Annotated in this window: 18 protein-coding genes; all 18 read left to right on the top strand. The window is 70.3% G+C overall.

Annotated elements, in window-relative coordinates; translation table 11 throughout:
- Positions 1-111 precede the first annotated feature (111 nt).
- The 18 genes from ACWCPY_RS02980 (at position 112) to ACWCPY_RS02895 (ending at position 13,186) form a co-directional block, all read left to right on the top strand.
- Positions 112-591 carry an HNH endonuclease signature motif containing protein gene (locus tag ACWCPY_RS02980; protein WP_451262545.1) on the top strand — a complete coding sequence of 160 codons (480 nt, stop codon included), beginning with the start codon at positions 112-114 and terminating at the stop codon, positions 589-591.
- Complete coding sequence (locus ACWCPY_RS02975; RefSeq protein ID WP_451262544.1) at positions 591-1,094, top strand: single-stranded DNA-binding protein; 504 nt, start codon at positions 591-593, stop codon at positions 1,092-1,094. Before ACWCPY_RS02980 ends, ACWCPY_RS02975 begins: the two co-directional genes overlap by 1 nt.
- Before the next feature lie 94 nt (positions 1,095-1,188).
- Positions 1,189-1,899, top strand: a complete 711-nt coding sequence (locus tag ACWCPY_RS02970) for a hypothetical protein (protein ID WP_451262543.1) — start codon at positions 1,189-1,191, stop codon at positions 1,897-1,899.
- Positions 1,900-2,164: 265 nt separating this feature from the next.
- Positions 2,165-2,317 (top strand): hypothetical protein, encoded by a 153-nt coding sequence (locus ACWCPY_RS02965; protein ID WP_451262542.1) that lies wholly within the window; start codon positions 2,165-2,167, stop codon positions 2,315-2,317.
- A gap of 61 nt (positions 2,318-2,378) precedes the next feature.
- Positions 2,379-2,627, top strand: a complete 249-nt coding sequence (locus tag ACWCPY_RS02960; protein ID WP_451262541.1) for a hypothetical protein — start codon at positions 2,379-2,381, stop codon at positions 2,625-2,627.
- Positions 2,627-3,136: a hypothetical protein gene (locus ACWCPY_RS02955; protein WP_451262540.1), complete on the top strand. Its 510-nt coding sequence runs from the start codon at positions 2,627-2,629 to the stop codon at positions 3,134-3,136. Before ACWCPY_RS02960 ends, ACWCPY_RS02955 begins: the two co-directional genes overlap by 1 nt.
- The gene (locus ACWCPY_RS02950) at positions 3,133-3,879 is read left to right on the top strand and encodes a hypothetical protein (RefSeq protein ID WP_451262539.1); all 747 of its coding nucleotides are present in this window, start codon (positions 3,133-3,135) and stop codon (positions 3,877-3,879) included. Before ACWCPY_RS02955 ends, ACWCPY_RS02950 begins: the two co-directional genes overlap by 4 nt.
- Positions 3,876-4,679: a hypothetical protein gene (locus tag ACWCPY_RS02945; RefSeq protein ID WP_451262538.1), complete on the top strand. Its 804-nt coding sequence runs from the start codon at positions 3,876-3,878 to the stop codon at positions 4,677-4,679. The genes ACWCPY_RS02950 and ACWCPY_RS02945 overlap by 4 nt, the downstream gene beginning before the upstream one ends.
- 118 nt (positions 4,680-4,797) lie before the next feature.
- Positions 4,798-5,217 (top strand): hypothetical protein, encoded by a 420-nt coding sequence (locus tag ACWCPY_RS02940; protein WP_451262537.1) that lies wholly within the window; start codon positions 4,798-4,800, stop codon positions 5,215-5,217.
- 170 nt (positions 5,218-5,387) lie between these two features.
- A complete protein-coding gene (locus ACWCPY_RS02935) occupies positions 5,388-5,741 on the top strand; it encodes a hypothetical protein (protein ID WP_451262536.1) in 354 nt (117 codons plus the stop codon).
- A 9-nt stretch (positions 5,742-5,750) separates the two neighbouring features.
- On the top strand, positions 5,751-6,437 hold the full coding sequence (locus tag ACWCPY_RS02930; RefSeq protein WP_451262535.1) for a hypothetical protein: 687 nt from the start codon (positions 5,751-5,753) through the stop codon (positions 6,435-6,437).
- Between the two features lie 72 nt (positions 6,438-6,509).
- Complete coding sequence (locus tag ACWCPY_RS02925) at positions 6,510-6,794, top strand: hypothetical protein (protein WP_451262534.1); 285 nt, start codon at positions 6,510-6,512, stop codon at positions 6,792-6,794.
- Positions 6,795-6,955: 161 nt separating this feature from the next.
- Positions 6,956-7,345 carry a hypothetical protein gene (locus ACWCPY_RS02920; protein ID WP_451262533.1) on the top strand — a complete coding sequence of 130 codons (390 nt, stop codon included), beginning with the start codon at positions 6,956-6,958 and terminating at the stop codon, positions 7,343-7,345.
- A gap of 216 nt (positions 7,346-7,561) precedes the next feature.
- Entirely contained in the window at positions 7,562-8,113 is a 552-nt protein-coding gene (locus ACWCPY_RS02915) for a helix-turn-helix domain-containing protein (protein WP_451262532.1), read from the top strand.
- Positions 8,103-9,353: a PBSX family phage terminase large subunit gene (locus tag ACWCPY_RS02910; protein WP_451262531.1), complete on the top strand. Its 1,251-nt coding sequence runs from the start codon at positions 8,103-8,105 to the stop codon at positions 9,351-9,353. Before ACWCPY_RS02915 ends, ACWCPY_RS02910 begins: the two co-directional genes overlap by 11 nt.
- The gene (locus tag ACWCPY_RS02905) at positions 9,350-9,565 is read left to right on the top strand and encodes a hypothetical protein (protein WP_451262530.1); all 216 of its coding nucleotides are present in this window, start codon (positions 9,350-9,352) and stop codon (positions 9,563-9,565) included. Before ACWCPY_RS02910 ends, ACWCPY_RS02905 begins: the two co-directional genes overlap by 4 nt.
- Positions 9,552-11,054, top strand: a complete 1,503-nt coding sequence (locus tag ACWCPY_RS02900) for a phage capsid protein (protein WP_451262529.1) — start codon at positions 9,552-9,554, stop codon at positions 11,052-11,054. The genes ACWCPY_RS02905 and ACWCPY_RS02900 overlap by 14 nt, the downstream gene beginning before the upstream one ends.
- 344 nt (positions 11,055-11,398) lie before the next feature.
- Positions 11,399-13,186 (top strand): phage minor capsid protein, encoded by a 1,788-nt coding sequence (locus ACWCPY_RS02895; protein WP_451262528.1) that lies wholly within the window; start codon positions 11,399-11,401, stop codon positions 13,184-13,186.
- The last annotated feature ends 1 nt before the right edge of the window (position 13,187 follow it).

Genomic DNA, 13,187 nt, shown 5'->3' with positions numbered 1-13,187 from the left:
CACAACTCACCATCGCACCCCCTTGCATGCTAAATTTCTCTACAGAAACGACACAGTTCGTTTCATGCGACGAACCGCGAGCCTTTGTGCTCAGACCAGGAAGGACCGCCCATGGCCCGGCCCCGCCCCACCGCCGCATGGCGCTACTGGTCCAAAGTCCGCTTCGACGGCCCGATTTCGCTCCACCGCCAGGCCCCCGGCCGCTGCTGGACCTGGACCGCCGGACTCAACAACCGCGGATACGGCGGATTCAAGTACGCCGGTCGCGTCATCGGTGCTCACCGCTGGTCGTACGAGCAGCTGCTCGGCCCCATCCCGGCCGGCCTGGAACTCGACCACCTCTGCCGCACCCGCGCATGCGTCCGCCCGGACCACACCGAGCCCGTCACGCACCGCGTCAACACCCTCCGATCGACGGCCCCCACCGCCCGCAACGCCCGCGCCACGCACTGCCCGGCCGGACATCCGTACGACGCGCAGAACACGTACCGGACCCCCGCCGGATACCGCCAGTGCCGCGCATGCCGCCGCAAGCCCGCCCCCGTAATCCAGCTCCACCCCGCGCACACCACTGAAAGGCAGGCCGCCTAATGGCAGGTGAAACCGTGATCACGATCGTTGGCAACCTTGTCGACGATCCCGAACTCCGCTTCACCCCCGCCGGCCACGCCGTCGCCAAGTTCCGCATCGCCAGCACGCCCCGCACGTTCGACAAGTCCACGAACGAGTGGAAGGACGGCGACGCACTGTTCCTCACCGTCACCGCGTGGCGGTCGCTCGGCGAGAACACGGCCGGCAGCCTCGCCCGCGGCATGCGCGCCATCGTCCGCGGAGCCCTCAAACAGCGCAGCTACGAAGACCGCGAAGGCGTCAAGCGCACCGTGTACGAGATCGAGGCCGAGGAAATCGGCCCGAGCCTCAAGACCGCGACCGCCGCCGTCACCAAGACCAACGGCAACCAGAACTCGGCGCAGCGCCGGCAGCAGCCCAGCAACGGCGGATACGGCGCCCAGCAGCCCGCCACCGACCCATGGGCCACCGGCCAGCAGCAGAACGCACAGCCCCACGGCTACAGCGACGAGCCCCCGTTCTAACCCCGGGCGCGGCCGTCCGGTCGCCGCCCACACCGCGCGCGCGAGCACCCCGCGCCGTCCCCTCGCTCGACTCCACACGAGACAGGAACACACTATGGATCACACCCCGCACCCCGCCGCCCGCGCCGAGCAGCAGACCGCGGCTTTCGGTGTTGCCACAGCTGGACTTCAGGAAGCGGTGCGCGCCGAGCTGGCCCGCACCGCCGCGCCCGCCGAGGAGCAGCCCGCGCCGCTGTCCTGGCAGGCCCGCGCTGATCACGCGGTCGAGATGTACGCCCGGACCGCGATCGAGCGCGACGACGCCCGCACCGAGGCCAAGCAGCTGCGGGCCCGGGTCGCCGAGCTAGAAGCCGGGCGGGCCGCCGCGCCCCACACCATCGAGCAGGCCGCCGCCGAGCAGCGCGACAACGTCACCTTCAACCGCGGCAACATGGTGGCCGCCCTCCGTGACGCCCTGCTCGACGTGGACGCACACACCCCCGCCACCGCCGAGGCCGCCGCCCGCGTGCTGCTCGCCGCCCACACCCGCCTACTCGCCGCCGCCGCCCACGAGCAAACCACCCAGCGTGGCAACGAGATGCGAGAGGCCAGTGACCGCAGCCGCCGCGCCACCTGTACCGGCATGCGCGACGTCGCCCGCATGCTCGACGCCCGCGCGACCCTGCTCGACCCGCAAGCCGACGTTGAGGCCGACGCGCAGCCGGCCGAGCAGCCTCGCCCGTCACTTTGGCCGTCACTCTGGCCGCGGGCCGAAGGCATCCCCACCACACCTGCCGAGGCCCAGGAGCAGGAGGCCAGCCAGTGATTCGCGGCCACTGGTTCCGCGCCGACACAGCCGACCAGCCGTGCGCCTACTCCGCATGCGGCCGGCCCCAGGCCGAGCACGTCGAGTCGGTCGGCGAGTGGATGGACCCGCGCCACTGGTTCCGCCCCAGGCTCCGCCCCCTCGCCCGATGCGCCCGCTGCGGCCGGCCGATCGGCCACTCAACGCACCACGCCAGCCGCGAGAACCGCCGTCTCTGGCACTCCGACAACACCGCCGCCCGCCTCACTCGGAAGGTGCGCCGCCAATGACCAGCCTCACCGCCCGCATCCGCGACCGCCGCGAACGCCGCATCCTCGCCGCGCTCCCGCCCGTCACCGTACGGGCCACCGAGGAAGAGCAGCGCGATCCCGAGTGGTGCCACTCGCACGGGTGCCACAGCTCCCAGTGCCAGCACTGACCATCTGACCCGCACGGGGCCCGCCACCACGGCGGGCCCCACACCCCACGGGAGCCACCCCATGGCACGCAGCATCGGAGCCGACCGTAACGGCGACGTCTACCGCGCCGTAATCACCATCACCCGCCCCGACGGCACCACCTGGACAAAGCACGAAGGGCCCTACGACAAGCCCGGAGCAGCCCGCGCCCGCGTCACGTTCTGGACCAACCACTACGCCGAACACGACCCGGACACCTTCGAGCCGACCGGCCGCAGCCTCGCCACCGGCCACATCGAGAAGGCCACGACGACATGGGAGCGTGTCTGATGGCCCGCCGCACCATGGCCGAACGGAAGCTTCGCGGAGCCGACCGCCAGGCCCGCCGCGACAGCATGCTCGTGCTGCTCTCCCGCATCCAGCGAGGCGTACCGACCACGGCCGCCGAGGCGTCGTTGCTGCGCGCACACATCGAGGTCGAGCTCACCGAGGCCGACGAGCTGCGCCGCACCGTGGCCGGGCAGCAGACCGCCATTCAGCGCCAGGGCCGCCAGCTCGACGCCGCACATGACGCCATCCGCGAAGCCGAGCAGCGCGCCGCCGACCTTGCCGAGCAGCTGTATGTGTACCGGGCCGTTGAGGAGCAGCGCCAGGCCGACCGCGCCGCCCCGAAGCACACCGGCGGGAACGCCGAGGACTGCCCCGCCTGCCACGGCACGAACCCGCCCTACCCGTTCATCTGCCCCGGACAGCCCGGCACGCGCGCCGGCCGTATCCGGGCGTTCCTCAACGAGCAGACCGCCCACCTGACCCGCTCGACCCCGGAGCCGCAGCTGTGACCACCCCCACCGACGCCGCACGCCTCGCCCTCGACGACATGGCCGCCACCCTCGAACGGCTACGCACCGCGCTCGCCGACGCCTACGGCCGCGCCGGACACGCCCTCACCGACGCCGGGCAGCACGTCGCCACCGCCGAGCAGCGCACCACGATCGCGGAGAAGGAACTCCGCACCCTCCGCGCCGGCATGGGACCGGTCCGGGGTGTGGTCGAGGACGTCGCCGACGTACGGGCCCGCGCCGAGAAGGCCGAGGCCACCATCGAGCGGATGAAGCGCACCAACCGCATGGTGAACGGCGGAGCCCGCCAGGAACGCGAGCGCGCCGAGCAAGCCGAGCAGGACGCCAGGATCTACCGCGACCGGCTCAACCGGCTCATGGCCGCCCGCGCCGAGAAGGCCGAGCAGCGCCTCGACACCCACCGCCGCAACCTCGCCGCCATCCTCGCTCGCTCCGCCGAGACCCCCCTCGACGAGCTCACCGAGTACGCCGCCCGCACCCTCAACCGCAACGGCGAACGCCTGCTTGCAGGAAAGGCCCGAGCCGACCGGTTCGAGGCCGCATGGCAGAACGCCTGCCTACGCGCCAAGCAGGCCAAGGAGCGCGAGCAGAAGGCCAACGCCCGCGCCGCCCGCGCCCGCAAGGCCATGGCCGCATGGACCGAGCACACGGCCCGCGTCGTCACCGACCGCGACCAGCTGCGCGCCGCTCTCGCCAACCTCGCCCACCAGGAGCAGCAGTGACCACCCAAACCGCACCCGACGCCGTCGCCGCCGATCTGCGCGCCGTGCGCGAGCAGTGGGGCGACCTCCTCGCAGCGATCGGCCGGCCGCCGCGCGCCGAGTGGCCGCCCCGCGACTCACGCGCACTCGGAGCCGCACTCGGAGCCGTACCCGAGCCGGACGACGAACCGGCCGTCGGCCGACTCCCGCTCGTACTCCGCGAGCACCCCGCGCCGGCCAACCTCACCGCGCTCGACGCCGCGACCACCACCGAGCGCGAGCTCTTCGACCTGTGCGACACCGTGGCCGCCGCCGTACAGCGCCCCGTACGCCGCCACCTTGTCGGCCGCCGTACTGTCGAGGCCACCCTCGTACGGTGGGCCGAGGACGCCACCGACCGCGACGACCCCGCACGGTGGCACTACGCTGCACCCACCTCCCCCGGAAGCCGTACGTACGGGCTGCACTGGGCCGCCGTGTGGCTGGAGGGGCGCGCCCTCGGCGAGGAGGCCGGCGACCTCTTCAGCCCCGTCCGGCCGGTGCTCGGCAAGGAGATCGCGGCGACCGCCCGCCACGCCCGGCAGCGCGTCGAGACCGCACTCGGCCGCGACGGTCGCCCAACCGTGCTCGACCGGCCGTGCCCGTACTGCGCCGGGCAGCTCACTGCCCACACCCGATCCGGCGATCCCATGGCCGCCACCGTGGTCTGCTCGACCGGCTCGGCATGCGCCGCACCTGTGCTGCTCGACCGGGGCCGGCGAGTATGGGCGGGGGCCGATCTGGTCACGCTGTACGTGGCGCTGGAGTCGGCGCGCCGCTGAACGGCCCATGGGGCGTCGGGTATTGGCCTGGCGCCCCACCTCTTCACCCACTTGTGTACCTAGTCCAGAACTCCGTACAGTGTGAGTGTCACACACCCACCGACAGGAGTACTGCCACATGGACAAAGAACGCCCACCTACTAACGGACGACTGCAAGAGCAGCTGTTCGCCATCTTCGAGCAGTACGAGAACGAACGCCGCGCCGAAATCATTGCGGCGGGCGGCGACCCCGACGAAGACCGCGACCCGTTCGAGACCGTGCGCGCCATCGCCGACGACTGGGCCGACACCGCCGACAACCCCGACGGCCGCACCGCCCTACTCGACCACCTCACTGACACGCTCGACACCAGCGAGGTACGCGCGCTTCGCCTCGCCGCCGAGGCCGCCGCCGCCATCACCCCGCGGCTCATCTACGCCGACGCCGACCACGGCGTCAGCCCCGCAGCCACCGCCGACGACCTCGGAGTGACCGAGTCCTACGTCTACCGAATCCTTCGGGCCCGTACCGCCACCGCCCCGCGCGACGCCCAGTAGTCCCACACACAAGCGGGCCCACCATCATGCGCACTCACTGAACGGCCCGTGGGGCGCCGGCAACTTCCGGCGCCCCTTTTCTTCTAGCCATTTGCGGTACTCGGTACCGCCCCGCTACGGTACCGAGTACCGCGAGGCTCCACACCTCGCCCCACCACGGGAGCACCCCCATGGACACCCACGCCGTGCGAGGCGCAGCACACCAGGCCACCGGCCACTACCGCCGTCCCGGAACGCTCACCCTTTACTGCGGGCGCCCCGCCGGAGGCCGCAACGCGATCTTCACAGCCGCCCGAGGCTGGAAACTCTGCCGCTCCTGCGCCAAGGCCGAGCAGCGCGACCGCGCCGAAGCCGCCGCCGTCGCCGAGCAGCACCTCAGCGACGCGCCGGCCTCCCCGGCACCCGCACCCGCGCGCGCCCGCCGCGCCGCACAGCTCACGCCCGCCTACGTATACGGCGCGCAGCAACTCGTCATCATTGGCCAGCCCGCGCCCACACAAGGCGCACTCTTCGCCGCACGCTGAAAGGGCCCCTTGAGCACCAACGACACCCCGCCCGCCGTCGGCCGATTCCAAGCGGGAATCCTGGCCGCACTTGAGCAGTACGAGCGCGACCGCGCCGCCGAAACCCCCCACGACGGCCCCGGCACGCTCGACAGCACCCGGCTACTCACCCTCGCCCAGGACTACGCCCGCGCCACCACCCCCGAACAGCGCGACAGCCTCGCCGCAGGAATCGCCGACCGGCTCACCCTCGCCGAGGCCGGCACAATCCGCCGCGCCGCCAAGGCCGTCGAGCTCGGCACCCCTGGGATCATCTGCCGTGCCGCAGCCGACGGCCGAACCAGCGCCGAAATCGCCCACGAACTCGGCGCCACCCCGAGCTACGTCCGACGCATCATCCGCGAAAACCCCGGCCTAGTCTCCGAGGCGTTCCAGGCCGCCGCCAACGACGCCAAGAACCAGCTCTGGACCGGCCGCCGAATCTGGCGCCTCGAGCGCCAATGGGACGCCGACAACCTACCCAAAGGAAGCTGGCACACCGTCGAGACGAAACAGGCCAGTGGTGGCCTGCCACGCACGGACGCGGAGTTCGCTCAGCGCAAGTTGGACGGCGCACAGCGGGACTACTCCGCTGACGTGCGCCTCCGCGTCACCGTATGGCGCGACGGAGACACCCCGGACCCTGACGCCGTAGTCGCGTACTCGGACCCCCAGTAACCGCTACGGGCCCGCCCCAGCACTCCACATGCCGGAACGGGCCCTCACCACAGACGGGAGACACCCCCGACCATGGCTAAGCCGAAGCCTACCCAGACCAAAACCCCGACCATCCCCGCAGTCGGCAAGCCTCTTACCGTGCGCGTCCAGGACGAGGGCATGCGCGACGATCTTGCCGTCATCATGCGCACCGGCTGCACCGCATCCGACGCCGTACGACAGGCGCTCTACATCGTCGCGAACGCGTACCACCACGCATGGCAAACCGGCGGCTACCCGCCCGGAACGGCGCCCCAGATTACCGCCCACCAACTCGCCCCGTACGACGCCCAGCAGGCCACTGACCAGGCCGTATGACGCGCGAGCGGCACCCGTACGACAAGCTGCGCCCCGCTGTACGACACAGCGAGGCGCAGCCGTACGACCGGACGGGCCGAGCGTCGTGCGCGCGCCCGAGCACAACCATCCGTACACCCCATCTGTCACACCTTGCACAGCCCTACGTACGGAGTGCCATCGTGAAACCCGCCGCTGTCCTGCTCGCCGCTACCGCGCTGCTCGCCCTGACTGCCTGCTCGAGCGAGGAGAAGGACGTCACAAAGCCCGCACCGAAGGAGACGACCGTCGACTACTCGGCCGCCGAGAAGGCCGCCGGCATTCCGCCCGCTCCGGTCGGCGACGCCCGCGACGCGTACCTAGACGCGATCGCAGCCGTTGACCCGCAGATCATCGTGGATGAGCAGAAGGCAATTGATGCCGGGCGGAATCAGTGCTCCTCGCTCGCGAAGCCGAACGGCAAAATCGACTGGTTGGCGGCGCAGCGGTTCGGGAATGACGCCCGCCCGCTCACGGACGCGCAGGGCAAGGCACTGAACGAGGCGCTGCGCAAGACGCTCTGCCCGAAGTGACGTTGCCCACCGTTATCGATCTGTGATCTAATCGAGGCGACCCCGGCATGCCCGGAAACTGGCGCCCCGAACGCCCCGTCGCTCTCTCGTCGCGACGGGGCGTTTCGCATGCCCGGGGCCGGTCCGGAAGAGCTGGTGACGACAGCATGCGGCGGGAAGTGGCAACCCGCCCGGACCGGCCCCACCACACAGACCACCGCGGCGAGGAGGTGACGCGTGACCAAGCCCCGACCCATCACTGAGACAGACCGGCGAGCCGTCCGCCGCCACCACGCCGCGGGCATGACCCGCAACGCCATCGCCAAGAAGCTCAAGCGCTCACCGAGCACCGTCTCGAAGATCGCCGCAGACGCGGGGCTCACCTTCGACCGCGCCGCCGAGGTCGCCACCGCGACCGCCGTACGCAAAGCGGACCTTGACGCACGGCGCACCGAAATGGCCGCCACCCTGCATGACGTTGCCGAACGCGAAATCGGCCGCATGACACAGCCGCAGCTCTATTTCGAGTGGGGCGGATCCATGCACTCGTACGCCGAGCGCATGCAGCCCGAGCCGACGCCGGCCGACCGCCGCACCATGATGGCTACCGCCGGGGCCGCGCTCGACCGCTCGCTCAAGCTGGTACCGCCGAAGAACGACCCGGGCGAGCAGGGGCGCAGCGTGATCGGCGACCTGATGGCAGGTCTCGCCCGCGACTACGCAGCCCGCCATGGTGGCCCGCCCGTCGAGGCCGAGGAGGAGCCGGAGGCCGCCGCCGATGGGCAGTAGCCTCGCGCTCTCCCCGAAACAGATCGACTCCATCATGGAGGCCCGCGCCTTTCAGAACATCTGGGAAGGCAGCGTTCGAAGCGGCAAGACCATCGCGTCACTGCTCCGGTGGCTGGACTTTGTGGCCGACCGGCCCGAGGGTGGCGAGCTGGTCATGGTCGGCCGCACCCGCGACAGCCTCGCCCGGAACGTGTTCGGGCCGCTTACCGATCCGTCGATCTTCGGGCCGCTCGCCCGCGACATCACGTACACCAACGGCGCCCCCACCGCGCACGTGCTCGGCCGCACCGTGCACACGCTCGGAGCCAACGATGCCCAGGCCGAACCGAAGGTCCGCGGCCTCACCTGCGCAGGCGCGTACGTCGACGAGTTGACGACGCTCCCCCGATCCTTCTACGACCAGCTGAACGCCCGCTGCTCTATCGACGGCTCGAAGATCTTCGGGACGACCAACCCGGACAACCCGAACCACTGGGCCCGCAAGGAGTACCTACTCCGGCCCCGCGAGACGCGTCTCCGGTCCTGGCATTTCGTCATGGACGACAACCCAGGCTTGTCCGACGCGTACAAAGCTCGGACCAAAGCCAGCTATCGGGGCTTGTTCTACAAGCGCAACGTGCTCGGGCTGTGGGTCATGGCCGAAGGCGCCATCTACGAGGCGTACGACGAAGCGCGCCACGTCGTCGACACCCTGCCGGAGATGCGCCGACACTGGATCGGCGTGGACTACGGCACGGTCAATGCAACGTCTGTGATCCTGCTCGGCCTCGGTGTCGACGACCGGCTGTACGCGTGCGCAGAGTGGCGCCACGACTCCCGCCAGGCGCAACGGCAGATGACCGACGCGCAATACTCCGCCGCCATCCGCGAGTGGGTGACCGATCAGGGCATCCGGCCTGAGTGGACGTTCATTGACCCGTCCGCCGCTTCGCTGATCACACAGCTTTGGTCCGACGGATACCCCGGTATCGCCCGCGCCGACAACGCAGTTGGTGACGGCATCCGGTCCGTGGCTTCTGCCCTTGCCGCAGACCGACTCCGCATCCACCGGTCATGCGCCGGCCTGCTCGACGAACTACCCGGATACGTGTGGGACGAGCAGGCCGCCGAAAAGGGCGAGGACAAGCCGGTGAAGCTCAACGATCACTCCGTTGACGCGCTTCGCTACGCCGTTCACAGCTCCGCCCACGAGTGGCGACACCTACTCACCATGCCCACCGCTGAGGAGGCCACAGCATGACAACCGCGCCCCTCGCGGTAACCCTGCCGTCGATCACCCTGCCCGTCACGATCACCGTTGGCGGCATGCCGTGCCAGGCCGGAACGATCACCACCGACCCGACCGATACCCACGGCAGCATCAGCCGGTGCCTGGCTGACTTCCTCCGGGACGTCGCCGATGTGATCGAGCAGACCACATCCGAGGAGGTGACCACCGATGGCACTGCCTGACAACGGGGCACCGTGGCCGCCGCCGGCCATGGCCGCCGCGTACCGCGAAATGGCCCGCGACGCCATGTGGTACGCCGGAGACCCCGACCGCCTTGCACGGGTCGCCGACCGCCGCGAACACACCCCGCACCGCGCCGACCAAGACGGCCGCAGCGGGCGCAGGTCCCTGTGGGGACGGCAGTCGGCCGACTACCCGCGAAAGCGGGAACGCAGGCTACATGTCCCGTTGCCGGGCGACATCGCCACCGTGGCCGCCGATCTTCTGTTCGCGGAGATGCCAGCCATCACCACCCCGGACACGACCACAACCGACTACCTCGCCAAAGCGATCGACACCGCGCGCGTGCATTCGCTGCTGCTCGGTGCCGCCGAGCAGGCATCGGCCATGTCCGGGATCTTCCTGCGACTGACGTGGGATCGGGGCATCGTGCCGGACCGACCGATCCCGACGACCGTGCAGCCGGACAACGCCGTACCCGAGTACGCATTCGGGCACCTGCGGGCCGTGACGTTCTGGCGGGAGCTGGACAGCGGCGACACACAGACCATCTACCGGCACCTGGAACGGCACGAGCCGGGCCGCATCGTGCACGCCCTGTACGAGGGCACCCCGGACAACATCGGCCGGGCCGTGCCGCTCACCGAGCACCCTGAGACAGCCGGACTGGCCGGATCGCTCGGCGAGGACGGGGTATCGGTCGACACCGGTATCCCGATGCTGACGGCCGTCTACGTGCCGAACATGACGCCGAACCGCCTGCACCGGTCAAGCCCCATGGGACGCAGCGACTACGCGGCCCCGATCCATGACCAGTTCGCCGCGCTCGATGACGTCTGGACATCATGGATGCGTGACATCCGACTCGCCCGCGCACGACTGGTCGTCCCCGACGGGTATCTGACCAGCCTCGGGCCGGGCCAGGGAGCAGCGTTCGACGACGACCGCGAGGTGTACAGCAGCCTGAACATGCCGCCCACCGAAGCCGGCGGCATCACCCTGTCGCAGTTCTCAATCAGGGTTGCCGAGCACCAGCAGACGGCCGAGGCGCTGACCCGCAAGGCCGTTGAGTCTGCCGGATACTCCGCGCAGAGCTTCGGCCTTGAGGCCGCAGGCGAGGCGATCACGGCCACGGAAGTCGACGACCGCAAGGGCCGCAGCACGACAACGACGAAGAAGAAGGCCGGCCACTGGCGCAGCAGCCTCGCCGACTTCCTGCACGCCTACCAGCTGCTCGCCGTCGCCCAGTTCGGCGCCCGGATCACACCGGAGCGCCCGATCGTTGAGTTCCGGCTCGACGCCGCCGAGTCCGAGCAGAGCAAGGCAACCACGCTGGAACTGCTCGCACGGGCAGGAGCCGTCAGCACCAGGACCAAGGTCAAGTACCGGTCGCCGGACCTGGACGACGCGGCGGTTGACGCCGAGGTTGCCGCGATCCTTGCTGAGACCGGCGCAGCAGCGCCCGACCCCGGAGACACCTACCCCATGTAGATGTGCGGCGGCGCTCTCAGTTGCCGCTACCTCCGCTGATTATCGCGTAGATGATGAAGGCGAAGACCGCGAGAGCGACGAGGGCGGCACACCCTTTGATCCGGTCAAGCACGCGGTCAGTCTCTTGCCGAGCTGAGGGAGTCGCAGCGGCGCTCATTACCAGCATCAAGCCACATCGCCTACAACTCCTATTGCCCATCGGCCCCCAATAGCTGAGCAGTTGACCGCAACGGTCGCACCTGATCTGGCTCGGTTGGGTGTGGTCAGTCGGCATGAGGCCAAGGTACTCCGGAGCTGATCGCATAGCAGTGCAAACGGGGGGACACGTGCCGATTCACCCGGGCATGGTCGAGGATCTGGCCGCCGGTACGCGTGACTTGTACGCCGCCGCCGAGGAACGCCTACTTGGCATCATTGCCCGCCAGTTGGAGGGCGGGTATGACTCGCCGCAGTGGGCCGAGCGCAAGCTCAGCGCTATCACGGCACTGCGTCGGGCCTCACAGGGGGTTGTCGACGAACTCGGCAAGGCCGTCACGCTCGAAGTCTTCAACGTGACGGCCGAGGCGTACAACGTCGGCCACCACGCCGGAGTCGCCGAGCTTGGCGCACTGTCCGACGACGCCCGCCGTCTGGTCGACGACATCACCCCGCAGGCGCAAGCCGTCGACCGCCTCGCACAGCAGACAGTCGACCGCGTCACCGACACCCACCGGTCGATCCTGCGAACCGTGCTCGACCGCTTCCGGGCGATCGTGGCGCAAGTCGCGGCAACGCCGCTGCTCGGCATCGGCACCCGCCGCCAGGCCACGCAGGACGCCATGCAGCGCTGGGCAGACGAGGGAATCACGTCATTCGTCGACCGCGCCGGCCGCCGCTGGAAACTGACCTCTTACGCCGAAATGGCTGTACGTACCGGGGTAGCCCGAGCGGCGACCGAATCGCACATGCGGACGCTGGAGACTGCTGGGGTTGAGCTGGTCATCGTCAGCAACGCGCCGCGCGAGTGCCCGCTCTGCCGCCCGTGGGAGTCGCAGATTCTCGCGATCAGCGGCCCGGACGGTGCCCGCACGGTCAAGGCCGAGCACGCGACCAAGGACGGCGAGCAGGTGCCCGTGCACGTCGCCGGGACGCTCGACGAAGCGCGCCGGGCCGGGCTGCAACACCCGAACTGCCGCCATTCTGTGGCCGCGTACACGCCGGGCATCACGCGCCCGCCCGCGCACGGGGGCAGCGACCCCGAGGGGTACGAGGCAGGGCAGCGGCAACGCGCCATCGAGCGCGCCATCAGGAAGTACAAGAACCGGTCGGCCGCGGCAACGACGCCCGAGGCGGCGCGCGCCGCGAACGCCAAAGTCAGGCAGTGGCAGGGCGCCATGCGCGACCACCTTGCCGCGCACCCGGACCTGCGTCGGCTCCGCGCCCGCGAGCAGCCCGGAGCGTCGAACCTCCCGACGCCGAACACCGCGCCAAGCACCCCGTACGTACAGGCCGCCCGCGTCCGGTCCGGCGACGCCGAGACCATGCGCGAGATGACCGACGAGGAGATGGGCACCGCTATGCGGGCCGCCTCGCTCGACGACCGGGACCGCGGCCGAATCGCGGCCGAGCTGGACCGCCGCTACCCACCCGACCCACTGCCGGCCGCAGCCGCGACCGGCGACGCCGTGGCGAACATGCTCGCCGACCGGGCCGCGGTTGACGACGTACTCGACCCGTTGCCGGAGCCGGAGGAATGGGGAGCGCTCGCCCGCGACGCGAAGTTCGCGGACGAGTTGGCCGCCGCGGTCAAGGCCGCCGAGGAACGCGGCACCGAGGCGCGCGACCGGATCACCCGAGCCAAGGCACGCGAGATGTACGCCGAGTACGTCTACCGGCAGTATCTCGACGCCGAGGAGGCGTGCCGCGGGTACCTGCTCAACAAGCGCGCGCAAGTCGACGGCATCGACCCCATGAGCCTGTTCTCAGGGCCAGCCCGTATTGCGCACGCCCGTGCATCCGACGAGTTGCGCGAATGGTGGGCGAAGCACGGCCGGTTGACGCAGGCTGAGTTCATCGAGAAGGCGACCGGCGAGCGGCAGCGCTGGGCCGAGGGCGCCCGTAAGAACGAGAGCGACCACCAGAACAAGAGGTGAC

This window comes from Streptomyces sp. NPDC002403 (assembly GCF_053593015.1).
The sequence above is the reverse complement of the archived record's forward strand: the minus strand, read 5'-3'. Positions and strand labels throughout refer to the sequence as shown.